Source organism: Vibrio anguillarum (assembly GCF_001989995.2).
In the GTDB taxonomy this organism is placed as follows: domain Bacteria; phylum Pseudomonadota; class Gammaproteobacteria; order Enterobacterales; family Vibrionaceae; genus Vibrio; species Vibrio anguillarum.
Map to the genome: position 1 here is coordinate 64,347 of NZ_JAHGUP010000008.1, position 14,959 is coordinate 79,305.

Below are 14,959 nucleotides of genomic sequence, written 5' to 3' on the forward strand. Positions count from 1 at the left end.
CTTATAGCTCAACCACTAAACTCATTCCCATACGCAAACCTTCGACAGGTGTGGTAGGGCGAGCTTCGATTTCAAAGGTGCGTAAATCAAACCCTTGTGAGGCGTCTGTTGATCGCCATGTGGCGAAATCACCCATCACTGCAATGTGGGAAACGATAAATTCTACTTTGGCTTCTAAAGCAGGTAAGTAAGCCGTAAATGTTGTGCCTTTCGTAAAATGCTTGAGTTGATCTTCGCGTACGTTGAGCACCGCCCATGAGTCTTGGGTATCCACGACAGTGACGACAGGGAAGCCCTGTGGAGCCAGTTCGCCGCTTTGCAGCAGTACTTGGGACACTTCACCGTCAAACCAACTCTCAATTTTAGTATCCGCGGCATAAGCTTCAACTTCCGCTACGGCACCAGCAGCCATACGTTCTTTTTCCGCGGCAGCGAGTTTAGTTTCAGAGCGTGCGCCTTCTTTGGTCATTTGATACATCTGAAAAGCGGCGCTTTCAGTATATTTAGCGGCCTGCCATTGGGTATTCGCTTCATCACGCTTTTGTTCAGCGACGACACCATCACGGTAAAGATTATTGACACGCAAATAGGTTTTTTCCATTAAATCCGCTGCGGCTTTGGCTTTAAGCCATTGATCTTTTGCCGCTTGGATCTGCTGATCGCGTGCGCCTGTTTCTGCTTCTTTAGCCAGTGCGCCCGCCGCTTTTTGACCCGCAATCGCTTGATCTAATTTAGCTTCAATTTCAGGGCTGTGCAGCGTGAAAATGAGCTGGCCACGTTCAACGCTATCGCCTTTGCGCACCAGTACCTGATCAATACGGCCGGGAACTTTTGAAGAAATACTGTATTGTTGAGATTCAATCTGTCCTTGTAAGCGAACAGGTTTAGGTTGAGATGCTTGGTAAAAGCGATAGCCTACCCAAGAGATCGCCACCACAGCAGCAAGAGCAATCAGTGTTGGTTTTACGGCTTTCATAAGGCATCCTTTTGAGCAGGTGATTCGTGAGTCATTGATGAGTGCAACAAAATCGCTGATTGTGTGTAGATAGGGAAAGTATTCATTTCACTGGTCAATGCCAGTAACTTATTTAAAGAAAGTAAGTAGTTGAAGCTGGCTAATGACTGTTGCGTTTTTATACTCGCAAGGTAGAGCTCTGCATCCACTACATCTAAAGACGTTGCTAAACCCTGACTGAATGCCTTTTGGCGCAGGTTCAGGTTTTCATTAGCCAGTGTGAGACTTGAGTTTAGTCCCATCACTTCTTCCAATGCTTGTTCGGCTTCCAAATAGGTTTTTTCCACCAACACGCTCAAATCTTGCTTAGCTTGCGCCTTTAAGTAACGTACTTGTGAGACTGCGCTGTGCGCGGCTTTGACTTGATCGCTGCGACCCGATGTTTCAATTAACGGAATGTTGACCCCAACACCCACTAACCAATCCGGTTTCATTTGGTTGGCCAGCGAATCGTCTTCATGTAGGCTGTAATCACCGTAAAGGTAGACTTCTGGATAGTATTTGCCTTGTTCAGCTTTGATCAAGCTGCTTGCTTGCTTTTCTTTTGCTTCAAGTAGTGCCAAGCCCGGATAGGTATTGAGCGTTTGCTCCACAAAAACAGAGAGCGGCGGTAAACGGTCATTGACAAACAGTGAACCACTTGGCTCGACTTTTTCTGTTTGACCTAGAATTTGGGTTAGTGCGCTTTGGGCAATATCTAAGGTTTTTTGTGCTTTTTTGCGTTCAACCGTTGCTTTATCTAATGAGGCTTCAGCTTGTAGCCGTTCCACATGGGCAATTTGTCCTTGTTGCTCTAACTTTAGTGCATTATCACGGTGCTTGGTTAACCCTTGCTCAACGGCTTGGCGAGTCACTAAAACCTCTTTTGCCAAAAGAACACTAAAGTAATATTTGCTCAAGTCTTCATAGCGCGCTTGTGTTTCCATTGCGAGCTGGCTTTGTGCTTCTTCTTTTTTACCTTCCGCAGCGGCTTGTGCGGCGCTGATCCGTCCGCCTGTAAAAATGGGCCAAATAGCGCGAATCGAAGAGCTGAAAATATCACGTTCGGTGATGGTTGATGTGATGGAGCCAGCACTGGCGAGTATCGGTCCTAAAACTGGCCCCAAAGATGATGGGATAGATTGCCCAGTGCTATCGAATATCTGCTTTCCTGACAAAGTGACATCTTGGTCTAAACGCGTGTAGTTTGCACCAATAGAAACAGCAGGCAAATTGAGACTGTCTGTGGAATTTTCAATATGCTGATAGCGTTCGACATTTGCCCGCCCAGCGGCAAGTGAATTATTGCTCTGTTGCAAAAGATCCCATGCTTGTTGAAAGGAAATCGGCGCGGCGAAAGAAGGGGCTGCACCAAGCAGAGTAAAGACGAATAGGCTGAGTGTTTTCGCTTTCATGCTAAGCTCGAGTAATAATAATTAGAGTTAATGCTCTAGTTTTTTGCTGCGGAAGTCAACAGTGTGATGGGTTGAAATGTCGAAACAACAGCAAGTGATATGCGCTAGCATGAAGCGCATATCATCAAAATTCAATATTTAAATTTAATACTTATGGTAAGAAGGGCAGAGATAATCGGCCCGCCAAACCAATTTTTTACTACCTCTCACGTTTGTACTGCCTTGCATCGTGGTCAGTACGTCCTTACCCGACATCTGCGGGAAAGCGAGCAGCACTCTCAGGTCATCATTTGACTCAGTCGCTATTTCTTCATAAGCCCGAACGTGAGTAAAGGTTGACTGTAAATGGTTAAACAGCATATCTCGGGAAAGGCAAATTCCAAAGGCATCGCGTTTCATTGTAAGTGTCCTTCTGACAATGTTATGAATGGAATCGATAGCAATTGGTATGGTTATTATAGGGCTATCTTTTTGTGAGGTTTCCTCATCATCTTCTTCACTGCACAATTAGTATACAAATGCTTTGGCATTATAAGATAAAATTTTTCTAAAATAGGCGTGATATAGATCACGAAATAACCATGATAATTTTTTATAAAACCTTGTGCATATTCTGCTTGGCAAGTCTTCGAAATAGATTGCAATAAAACGAACCAAAATGGTGCGTGGAATGCGTAGTATTGTTCACAGTTATTCGTTTCTCTCTTCGCTCAAATGTTAAATAAGTGTTAGCTTGTATGCAGAGTTAAAGAGGGATTTATGGTGTGGAGTAGTATCAGTTTTCGTAAGCGTATGCTGATCATAATGACCCTTTCAGGGTTGATTGAATTACTGCTGTTAGTTGCCGCTGGTTTTGTGTACATCAAACATTCTCAAGAAGAAGAGATGGGCTTAAAGGCTTTGGGGGTTGCTTCATTTCTTGCACAAACTCCATCAGTGGTCGATATGCTTGAATCTGGTAGTGGGGTGGATCACCAACAGCGTTATCGAGAGTTAACAAAATTAATCGGTGCAACCTTCATTGTTATCGGCGATCAACATGGGATCCGCTTAGTCCATCCTGTTGATGAACGAATTGGTCTTCCCATGAAAGGGGGAGATAATGATCAAGCTTTGCTACATGGTGAGTCATACGTTTCTTTTGCTCAGGGTTCATTGGGCAAATCCGTGCGTGGAAAATCGGCGGTAAAAAATGCCCAAGGACAAATCGTTGGTGTGGTGTCAGTTGGTTACTTAATAGAACGACTACAAGATAAAATTGAACCTTTTCTCATCTACCTAATTGGGATGGCACTGCTGGTAGTGCTGGCGAATGCTGTACTTTCCAGCTACGCCTCACGCCGTTTTCAGAAAGCGATACTCGGTTTTGAACCAGAAGAGATTGGCCGATTGTATGTCGAACTCGATGTCACCATGAGTACCTTAAAGGAAGGCATTTTAAGTATTGATGAGGCGGGTATTCTTCGTTCCATTAATAAAAGTGCGTGTGAGATTTTGGCGATTAACCGAGAGAAAGCGCTTAATCAACCACTTTCTCTGTTTCTGCCTGAAAGTGATCTCATGAGTGTTATTGAAAGTGGCACGCCTGATCACGACATCGAGCTGTACCTCAATCAACAGCGTCTGATCGCCAATCGAAGTCCGATTATTGTTGACGGTAAAGTGGTTGGGGCGGTGTCCAGCTTCCGCCTCCGAGATGAAATCAACGAGTTAACCGAGCAACTCTCCCAAACCAAAGAGTATGCTGAAATGCTTCGCTCTCAAACTCACGAACATCGCAACAAACTCAACACCATCAGTGGGCTTGTACAGATGGGAGAGCTGGAAGCGGTTCAGCATTTAATCGGCCAAGAAACGGCTCATTACCAATTGCTCATTGAATTTCTACGCGAGACAGTTAGAGATCCACTCATTGCTGGAATGCTGCTGGGTAAAACTGAGCGGGCTCGTGAACTTGGTTTGGAGTTAGTCGTTGAAGAGGGATCGCGTCTAGAACCTTTGCCGCAGCGTATCAATGCCGAAGATATCGTCACTATCTTGGGTAACCTGATTGACAATGCATTTGATGCGACACTCACGATGATCCGCAATGAAAAACGGGTGACACAAGAACGACGCATCATTGAAGTGTCACTCAGCGATTATGGTGCCGAAATTATTCTTGAAGTGGATGATAAAGGGTGTGGTTTACCCGAACAAATGTCGCCACAGCAATTATGGCAAAAGGGAGTCTCTAGCAAAGCAAAACATAACCGAGGTGTGGGTTTACACCTGGTAAAACAGTTAGCTGATCGCTATCAAGGGCAGTTAGAAATGAAAAGTAATCAAGATGTTGGAACAAGAGTTACGGTTTATCTGCCTAAGGAAGAACAAGTATGAATACCCGTGTCATGATCATTGAAGATGATATCGCGATTGCGCAATTACATCATCGTTACCTGACACAAATTGAGGGATTTGAAGTCATTGGCATTGCAACGACTCACGCCGATGCCCAATTGCAGTTAGATATCCTCAAACCCGATTTAGTATTGCTGGATGTTTATCTACCGGATGGTACGGGGCTCGATCTCTTACAGAAAGTTCGAGGCAACAACCAAGGCTGTGATGTAATTTTGATTACTGCAGCGCGCGATGTTGAGACGCTACAACAGGCAATGCGTGGTGGCGTAGTTGATTACTTGCTCAAGCCAGTCATGTTTCCTCGTCTTGAATCGGCATTGAAGAAATACCAAACCCAACAATTAGAGCTGGGTTCCGTGGCTGATGTTGACCAAAACGTAGTTGATAAAATGTTGACAGCCAATACCAGTGAGCTTCCCACTCATCTGCGTCTTCCTAAAGGAATTGATGGGGTTACGCTAGACAAAATACGCCATCTTTTTAACACACCATGCAGTTTGACCGCGGACGAAGCGGGAGAAAAAATTGGCGCAAGTCGAACCACGGCAAGGCGTTATCTGGAATATTTAATCAGCAGTGGTGAGCTAACCGCCGACTTAAATTACGGCACGGTTGGTCGCTCGGAGCGTTGCTATAAAAAAGTTGTACGTTAGGCCGAGAGATTTAATGGGTTAACCGCATGAAATTTAATGCTATTTAATCACGTCGTTCGTATTGTTGATGATGAATGCTTGCGATCAACTAGACGGCGTTTCAAACCCCATCTAAAGTTTAAGGACAAAAGGCAGATAACATCATGTAGGAGAGAGGATGAACGTAATCAAATATCTGCGTACTATTCTACCTATGTGGTTAATCAGTGTGTTGGCATCATCACCTGCTTATCCCGCTAGTCTTGAAACACTAACGTATTATACAGAGGCCTACCCCCCTTTTAATTTTATGAATCAGGGCAAAATCACTGGAATTTCGGTTGATTTACTTCAAGAAGCCGCTACATTCTCAGGGCATGAGGTGTTATTGAGCCAAATCGTATTGCAACCGTGGGCTCGTTCTTACCGCTCTGCCATCTTGAAAAAAGACGGGGTACTTTTCTCAACAACAAGGACGTCACATAGAGAAGAGTTATTTCATTGGGTAGGTCCAATTGATGAGATTAAAGTGGCGGTAATTGCTCGTAAAGGTAGTAATATCAAACTTGGAGAGCCTTTAGAAATTACCTCTTATAAAATTGGGGTAATAAAAGACGATGTCGGTGAACAGATGCTATTGCAGTATGGTGTCCCAAGAGATTCCATGCAAGAAGCGACCGATGTCACTATGCTTGCAGAGCAGTTAGTGAAAAAACGTATTGATTTGATCGCTTACGATGATCGCTCAGCTCATTGGTGGATAAAGCAAGCAGGGTATGTACCCGATCAATTTGAAACGATTTATGTGTTAAAGCAGGGATTACTTTACTATGCTTTTAACAAAAATGTAGACCAAGCCCTACTAGACGATTTACAAATGGGTATTGATAAAGTAAAGAACACAGTTAATGAAGACGGTGTTAATCGATATCAAGCCATATTAAACAAATACCAATAACCATTCTGAAGATTAGTGACCAGTATGAGCAACCCAAGTAGTACAATTTTGACAGAGAGTGGTACCAACGAACTTGAGATTATCGAGTTTCATTTAGAAAAGGTACTGCCAGATGGACGCACGAAAACCTGCTATTACGGCATTAACGTTGCGAAAGTTAGGGAAGTGATACAAGTTCCTGATACCACTGATTATCCTAATGCTCAGCCGCATATGATCGGTGTGTTTTCATCACGTGATGTACTGACGCCGTTAGTTGATCTTGCCGGTTGGCTTGGTGTGCCTACTAATCCAAGCCTTGATCGAAAGTTTGTTATCGTGACGGATTTTAACCGTATGACCAATGGCTTTTTGATTGACAGCATTAGTCGTATTCACCGCATTTCTTGGAACGATGTTGAATCGCCGAGTCAGTTTTTAGAAGCGGGTGAGCAAGATTGCGTCGTGGCGGTTGTTCGCAAAGACGGCAACCTGATCATGATTTTGGATTTTGAGAAAATCATCGCTGACATCAACCCTGAATTGAGTATGGAAAAATACGATGTCACGGTGGACAGATCGGTCGACCTCAACCAAAAAATGATCAGCAAACGTAATGCGAAAACCATCATGGTGGTGGATGATTCGGCGTTTATCCGAAGCTTAATACAAGATACATTAAGCTCTGCAGGCTACAACATTATTGCGTGTAAAGACGGTGGTGAAGCCTATGAGAAATTGATGGAAATTGAAAAAGTAGCCAAGTCCGAAAACGTACCCGTGACAGAGTTAGTGAATGCGATCGTAACGGATGTAGAAATGCCGCGCATGGATGGTATGCACTTGTTGAAGCGCTTGCGTGACAGCGAAACTTATAAAACAACGCCGATAGTGATGTTCTCCTCGATCATGAGTGATGATAACCGAGCAAAAGCATTAGCACTGGGTGCTGATGATACCTTGACCAAACCCGAAATTGGCAAAATGGTCACCCTGATGGATAAGTATGTGTTTGCTTGATGTTAGAGTTGCCTATCTTTAGTCAGTAAAGGAGAGCCTCATATGAGGCTCTTTTTACTTATCACCAGCCACATCTTTTATTTGCAATCGAATACCACCGCACATAAACCAATCAAAGGGGCTATAGTTTAGATAGGAAAATATTTTGGAGGTAGGCAGTATGAAGCGAACAAGTAATATGCGAATTACTATGCTGATTTTCTTGGGTTCTATTGCTTTACACACCCAAGTATTTGCATCAGAAATGTCGTTAACCTTACATTTGCCAACACTACAAAATAATACTCATGTTTATTATCATGAGTTATTGCAAAAATCGCTTGAGGAGCAGGGGGTTAAGGTTAATATAATTATTACGCCGGATCATGTACCTCAAAAACGAATTAGTAAAATGGTTGAAAATAATCAATTATCACTGATGTGGTTTTTACAAACTCAAGAACGAGATGAGCGTTATGCGGGCATAAATGTTCCATTGACCAAAGGACTGATTGGTAAACGTATTTTGTTGATTCCACCTCAATTACAACGAACGTTTGATACTATTCATTCGCTTAATGATTTACAAAAAGCGGGATTAACCGCTGGGTTAGGCGTTAATTGGTATGATGTTGAGGTCTGGCGCAATAATAGCTTAAAAGTGTATCAACAAGACGGTGAATGGCGAAATCTCTATCAAAAACTATCTGCAGAAGGGCCGATTCACTATTTTCCAAGAGGTATGAATGAAATTTCCGATGAAGCTAAATCACTTCCGTATCTGGCCATTGAACAGCGCTTGATATTGCAATATCAAAGCGATTTCATTTTTTATCTTAGCCAAGAAACAGAACGCTACCAGCCGATCATTGATCGCGCTCTACGCAAAGCTCAAAACAGTGGCTTAATGGATAAATTGATTGAAAAACATTGGGGTAACAGTTTAGAAGCACTGCACCCTGAAAGTCGTACCATCATTCATTTAGATATCCCTCAATAGGCTATTTTTAGGTTCAATACTTGGCTATTTTTTTATGTTCAGGACTTAGCTATGGGACTAAGATCAAACTCTATTAGATTGGTCAAAATGTAATATTCTTTCACACTTTATCATTCCTCATTCTACGCTTTGTCTTTCCGATCACGTTTTTATCTTGCTCTCTCTGCTTTCCTTTCATCTCATTTACCCTGAGCGTGAGTGAACTCTGTGTTTTTCTTCTCCTCCCTTGGCTCTACGCCCTGAGAGCAAAATGGCAAGGGGGAGGTAATTGGCAGTGTCAAAATTATAACGTTAGCTTAGGTAGATATAGGCATATGTCTACTGATTTATAGGTTTTCTGCCAGCAGTGAGAGCAGGACGAGCACTAACGTTATAAAACGGATTACAACAATGAAAACAAACCTAACGAGAATGACTTTAGCGTTTGCTTCAATTGGTATGCTAGCGGGTTGTAATGACTCGTTAGACGTTCAAGTCATGGATGGGTATTTAACCAATGCCCAAGTTTGGCTGGATGTGAACGGCAATCGTCAATTTGAACAAAACGAACCTCAAGCGTATACCGACCAAAAAGGTATCGCAAAAATTAACGTGGCGGGGCTGCGTGGTGACGTCAAAAATTATTATCTGATGGCTTCTGTCATCAAGGGAAAAACCGTTGACCAAGATATTCCCACCGTCAAAGCGGCGCGCAATTATTTAATGATGGCGCCAGCAAATTATCCAGTGATCAGCCCTTTTACGACTTACCTCAGCGTGCAGATGCAAAATGGTAAGCGAGAGAGTAAAGCATTGGCTGAGCTGAAAAAGGCGCTGCGTATTCCAACTCTGGATGTCAAAGCGGATTATGTCGATAACCACATCTTGGTTGCTCAATCTGCTAAAGCGCTAGCGCAACTGCTACCTGCTACTATCGATGACTCCAGCTTGCCTGAATTGGCCAATACCTTGAAAAAAGCCAGTAAACGGTTTGGCGATGAGATCAAAAAAGCACAGCGAGAAAAGAGCGATATTCGCGATAAAACACTGATGCTTGAAAATGGTGAGCCTGTTATTGGCTTTGATAGCGATAGAGATGGCGTAGCCGATTTGATTGACCACTTTCCTTACGACATCCAAGAGAGTATTGACTCCGATAATGATGGCATTGGCGATCACGCAGACCTAGACGATGACAACGATGGCTGGCCTGATGAAACTGAATTGCGATTAGGGACAGATCCTTATGACGCCTTAAGCTTTGTTGCCGATCTCGATGGCGATGGCATTGCGGATGTCGAAGATGATGATATTGATGGTGATGGGTGGAGCAACGCCGATGAAGCGCGTTTAGGAACGGACGCCAATGATGTTTCAAGCGTTCCTGCTGATCTTGATAGTGACGGTATTGCCGATAGCGAAGATGACGATATTGATGGTGACGGTGTGATCAACGCGCAGGATGTATTCCCACGAGATCGCTTAGAAAGCCTTGATACCAATAACGATGGGCTAGGGGATTTTGCCTCAAGCGACGATGACGGTGATGGCATCCCCGACAGCATTGATCCACAACCGAAACAGGCGGATAACTCGACAACCGAGCCGACCCCAACTTATCAAGAAGCGATTATTTACTACCTGCGTGATGACAATAATTATGACGGCTGGGGACTACACCTTTGGAACAACGGTAGCTGTGATTCTGTTTCTGAATCTGCGCTTAATGGCGTGGATTGGGGAAATCCTTACTTAGCCTCAGAAATCGACCCGATTTATGGAGCGATATATCGCATTCCACTTAAAGCAGAACATGGCAACTGCATGAATTTTATTGTGCACAGTGGCAATGATAAAGCGCTGGGCGGCGATGATTTAGTGCTGGATTTTGTCAAAGGCAATACGCTTTATACGCGCCACGGTAGTGCGGTGTTGAACTACTCTCCGAATGATCAAATTCAAGTTGCCATTGAGGGCGCAGCTGCACATTGGCTTGCGGTAAATCAACTGGCGTGGTTCGATCACAGCGAAGCGGCAAGCTATGAGCTTTGGAGCCGCGCGCAAGGCAATGGTGATATCGCCCATCCTGAACAATTCATTCATTACCCATTAGCCTTGTCAGGCGTGACAAATAATGCGCATTTCCCACATTTAGCCGGTCGTACCGCCTTCACATTGGATGTGAGCAATGAACAAGCTAAAGCGCTGTTGAAAACTCAGCTACTGACAGTGGCGAGAGATGCTGAAGGTAAAGTACTGGTTGCAACAAAAGTACAGATCCCAGGAATAGTCGATAATCTTTACACGGCGGGCAGCGATGATGCTGATGAAGTGAAACTTGGCGCTTGGATAGACGGTGATAGCGCGCATTTTGCGCTATGGGCTCCGACCGCGCAGCAAGTGGAGTTGTATCTGTATGATCAAGATAAAACCCTTCGCAGTACCTCCCCTCAGCTGATGGTTGAAGATCCCAACACCGGAGTTTGGCACTATCAAGGTGAGCGCTCGCTGAAAAACAGTTTCTATCGTTACCGCGTGCAGGCCTACCATCCTAAAACGGCGCAACTTGAATGGATGATGACGACCGACCCGTATTCGCAATCGCTCAGCACATCCAGCCTTTATTCTCAATTGGTGGATTTAACCGCAGCAGAGTCAAAACCGGACGATTGGGATACTCAAATTATTCCTGAACTGAGTCATCCTGAAGATAACATTCTTTATGAAGTACACATTCGTGACTTCAGCAACAGTGATAGCAAAGGAACAGCGGAATACAACGGTAAGTACCTTGCCTTCTTGGAAGAAGAACGTGACAGTGTTGCGCACCTGAAAAGTTTAAAACAAGCGGGGTTAACCACCATTCACTTACTGCCAAGCTATGATTTAGCGTCGGTTCCGGAAGATGAGCAAAAGCGGGTCGATCTTAATGATACGGTCGCAAAACTGTGTGGTATTAACCCGCAAGCGTCGCTCTGTTCTGATGGCACGTCGATGAGCGCGACCATACTTTCTCTGTTGGAAAAAACCGACCCGAATACACCGCAAGCACAGGCATTACTTGCGAATGTGCGGCCGCTTGACAGCTTCAACTGGGGTTATGATCCATTCCATTACAGCGCGCCAGAAGGCAGTTATGCAGTGCAAAGTGATGGTGTGTCACGGATGAAAGAGTACCGCCAAATGGTGCAAAAACTGCATCAGCTTGGTTTTCGAGTCGTGCAAGATGTGGTCTACAACCATACCTACTCGTCAGGTTTGTATGACAAATCAGTACTGGATAAAACCGTGCCCGGTTATTACCACCGCTTGAACCCCATCACAGGTGCGGTTGAAAATTCTAGCTGCTGTGACAATACCGCTTCAGAAAACCGTATGTTCGAGAAACTGGTGGCCGATAGCGTCACGATGTGGGCGCAAGATTACAAAATCGACGGTTTCCGTTTCGATCTTATGGGACACTTGATGAAATCAAGCATGCTCAAGATTTATGAGGCGGCGAAAACGGTTGATCCTGACACTTGGTTCTATGGTGAAGGCTGGAACTTTGGTGAAGTCGCCAACGGTGCCAGAGGTGAAAATGCCACGCAATGGCCAATGGCTGGAACGGGAATAGGGACTTATAACGATCGCTTACGTGACGGTGTGCGTGGCGGTGGTCCATTTGATAGCGGTGAGGCGTTATTAACCACCCCAGGTTTTGCCAATGCCGGTGATCGTTTTAGTGATGATCTGAAATCGAAAATGGACCTAATTCGCTATGGCATGGCTGGCAATTTACAAGCCTATCCATTGCAAACCGCCAGCGGCATGACAGTACTTGGCCGTGATTTCCAATACGGTGGTCAAGGCGCGGCCTATACACTTGACCCACAAGAGTCGATTAACTACGTCTCTAAACACGACAATCAAACCCTGTGGGACTTCAACCAATATAAAGCAAAAGCAGAAACCAGCTCAGCGGATCGAGCGCGCATGCAGATCATTGGTCTTGCGCCAGTAATGCTTGGGCAAGGTGTTCCTTTCTTCCATATGGGGTCAGAACTACTTCGCTCAAAATCGATGGCGCGCGACAGTTACGACAGTGGTGATTGGTACAACCGTGTTGACTTTAGCAAGCAGACCAACAACTGGAATGTCGGCTTGCCAAGAGCAGATAAAGATCAGGCCAACTGGAGTGCGATTCAAAGTGTGATAGCCAACCCCAATACGGTGGCTTCCGCGCAAGATATCGCATGGACAGACAATGCCTTCAAAGCCTTGCTGGCGATTCGTGCGCAAACACCGTTGCTTAAGCTAATCTCTGAGCAAGAAGTGTTAAATCGTGTTCGTTTCCATAATCCGGGGCCAAATGCGCAGCCTGGCATGATTGTTATGTCGGTTAATGATGGTGTTTCAGCCGGAACGGATCTCGACCCTAACGTTGAGGCCATTGTTGTCGCCATCAACGCCAATAGCGTTGAGCAAAGTGTGGTTATTCCGAACGCGCAGCGCTTTGAATTACATCCTGTTTTACGCACAGCACAAGATGTGCGCGTCAAAGAGAGCCAGTTTAACAATGGCCGCTTTACCGTTCCAGCCTTAACGGCGGCAGTGTTTGTGATGCCGCAGCAGGGCGAGCAGGGTGCCGGCTTAAGCATTGATGCGCCACCAATTGATGTTGCACCTTATGGTTCAACCACGGTGTACGTGCGTGGTTCGATGAACGGTTGGGGAGTTTCAAATCCATTATCCTATCAGCAAAATGGTCTCTACACGTTTGAAGGTTATCTGACTCCCGGAGTGTATGAATTCAAAATTGCTTCTGAAGATTGGAGCACACTAAACCTGGGTTTTGGTGGCTTTAGTATCGCTAGCGGTTCCGCTACATTGGAAAATGCAGGAAATGGCAATATCAAGCTTACCGTAACAGAGCAAGGTGTTTGGAAGTTCACACTGGATGCATCCAACACATCGCAACTGGTGGTTGGCGTTGTGGATACGGGTGTTGACTACGCGTGTTATCAAGACAATAACCCCGCTTGTGATTTGCGAATTTATCAAGTGATGGTGGAATCCTTTGTTGATGGAGATTCAAACGCTGATTACGGCGTTGGTTACGGCAACTCGCACCACCGTGGTGATTTGCAAGGCATCATCAATAGCTTGGATTATATTGCTAGCTTGAACGTTAATGCGTTGTGGTTAACGCCAGTATTTGATTCCTGTGCGGGTCAAAATGGCGATGATAAGCTTGACGCTACTGGCTATTTTGCGTGTGATTATTTCAACGTAGATCCTAACTTTGGCAGCAACGCTAAGCTAAAAGAGCTGATCGATCGTGCGCATGACAAAGGGCTGTACGTGTTATTGGATGGCGTATTTGGTCACACAAGCTCTGTTGGCGTGAAAGCGTCACCGAGCGGCAAGTTGCCTCAGCTTCATGACGGGGAAAGTGGTTATCCGGGCAAGTTGGTCACTTATCCTAGCCAAGCGAGTGAGGCATTTTTCACTGAAGTTGCCAGCTACTGGATCCGTGAGTTTGGCATTGATGGCTGGCGTTTAGACCAAGCGTATCAAGTCCCGCTTAAGAGTTGGCGTTCGCTGCGCGCGGCGGTTGAACAAGCATCGCAAGATAACCTCAATGCAGGGAAATCATGGGGTACATTAGGCTATATGGTCGGTGAAGTGTGGCAAGGGGCTGATGACATTACCCTAACTGCGTATGGCAGTGATGCAAACCCAGCGCTCTCCTCAGCCTTCAACTTTCCTTTACGCTATGGTGTGATGCAAGCATTAGCAGTGGAAGAATCTGGCGCAAGCGGCAATGCTCTGAGTCTAGAAGCCAGTTGGAATAACCGAGCGAAATCGCCTTATCACGCCATGCCAAATCTAATGTTAGGTAATCATGATTTGGTTCGTTTTGGTGACCTGATCCAACGAGGTAATTTAGGCGATTATTATGCGCGACATCTTGCCGCGTTCAGTTTTCTTGCTGCTTATTCTGGGCCAATCACGCTTTACTATGGTGAAGAGATTGGGGATGAAGTCGAAAACTTTGCAGCGCAAGTGACACAAAATTGTGCTGCCGTTGGTTTGTGTGATGATCACGTTGCTCGTTCTAGTGGCAAAGTAGATGGTTCAAGCTTATCACCACAACAGCAAGCGCTGAAAAACAGCGTCAGTCAATTAATGCGACTGCGCAGCCAATACCCGTCCCTGGCTAAAGGGGAGCGGCGTAATGTGTGGATTGACGAGAGTTTGTACGCGGATCTCAAAGTGTACGGTGATGAGCAGATCCTCTATGTGCTGAACACCAGCACTGCGGAGCGGAGATTATCTCTTGATATGGGAAGCGTAAAAGCTGCGACTCAATTGAAGGATTTAATGACTGAAGAGACGATCGCCACGCAAATCGGTACAACGACAATCATCGTTCCGGCTTTAACTGGTCGCTTACTTCGACTGGATTAATCGTTAAAGCAATAAAAGCTCGCTACGGCGAGCTTTTTCCTTCTCTACTTTTTCCTACTAAGACTCTCATTAATGAGCCTCTCGTTTGGTCATTGTCCATTGACAGAAAACACAAGTTGCGACATTTCACTCATTGGCGTAGCTTAT

The 14,959-nt window shown here is 45.1% G+C and carries 9 protein-coding genes; 6 read left to right on the forward strand and 3 right to left on the reverse strand.

Translation table 11 applies throughout. From position 1 onward, the window contains the following. Position 1: 1 nt before the first annotated feature. The 3 genes from PL85_RS01380 to PL85_RS01390 all read right to left on the reverse strand — a co-directional run bounded on the left by PL85_RS01380 (position 2) and on the right by PL85_RS01390 (position 2,808). Positions 2-976, reverse strand: a complete 975-nt coding sequence (locus PL85_RS01380) for an HlyD family secretion protein (protein ID WP_017042989.1) — start codon at positions 974-976, stop codon at positions 2-4. Beyond that, on the reverse strand, positions 973-2,409 hold the full coding sequence (locus PL85_RS01385) for a TolC family protein (RefSeq protein ID WP_064625433.1): 1,437 nt from the start codon (positions 2,407-2,409) through the stop codon (positions 973-975). Before PL85_RS01385 ends, PL85_RS01380 begins: the two co-directional genes overlap by 4 nt. A gap of 144 nt (positions 2,410-2,553) precedes the next feature. Further along, positions 2,554-2,808, reverse strand: a complete 255-nt coding sequence (locus tag PL85_RS01390) for a hypothetical protein (RefSeq protein ID WP_013856662.1) — start codon at positions 2,806-2,808, stop codon at positions 2,554-2,556. Between the two features lie 360 nt (positions 2,809-3,168). On the opposite strand from PL85_RS01390, the gene PL85_RS01395 reads away from it, so the two are divergent. The 6 genes from PL85_RS01395 to pulA all read left to right on the forward strand — a co-directional run bounded on the left by PL85_RS01395 (position 3,169) and on the right by pulA (position 14,812). Beyond that, complete coding sequence (locus PL85_RS01395) at positions 3,169-4,788, forward strand: ATP-binding protein (protein ID WP_115339864.1); 1,620 nt, start codon at positions 3,169-3,171, stop codon at positions 4,786-4,788. Beyond that, positions 4,785-5,465 (forward strand): response regulator, encoded by a 681-nt coding sequence (locus PL85_RS01400; RefSeq protein ID WP_115339863.1) that lies wholly within the window; start codon positions 4,785-4,787, stop codon positions 5,463-5,465. The genes PL85_RS01395 and PL85_RS01400 overlap by 4 nt, the downstream gene beginning before the upstream one ends. Before the next feature lie 157 nt (positions 5,466-5,622). Continuing rightward, entirely contained in the window at positions 5,623-6,402 is a 780-nt protein-coding gene (locus tag PL85_RS01405; protein WP_115339862.1) for a substrate-binding periplasmic protein, read from the forward strand. A 24-nt stretch (positions 6,403-6,426) separates the two neighbouring features. Further along, the gene (locus tag PL85_RS01410; protein ID WP_026027355.1) at positions 6,427-7,401 is read left to right on the forward strand and encodes a chemotaxis protein; all 975 of its coding nucleotides are present in this window, start codon (positions 6,427-6,429) and stop codon (positions 7,399-7,401) included. Between the two features lie 160 nt (positions 7,402-7,561). Continuing rightward, entirely contained in the window at positions 7,562-8,380 is an 819-nt protein-coding gene (locus tag PL85_RS01415; protein WP_019282558.1) for a hypothetical protein, read from the forward strand. A gap of 390 nt (positions 8,381-8,770) precedes the next feature. After that, positions 8,771-14,812, forward strand: coding sequence for a pullulanase-type alpha-1,6-glucosidase (pulA, locus tag PL85_RS01420; RefSeq protein ID WP_115339861.1), 6,042 nt, complete (start codon positions 8,771-8,773; stop codon positions 14,810-14,812). Positions 14,813-14,959 lie beyond the last annotated feature (147 nt).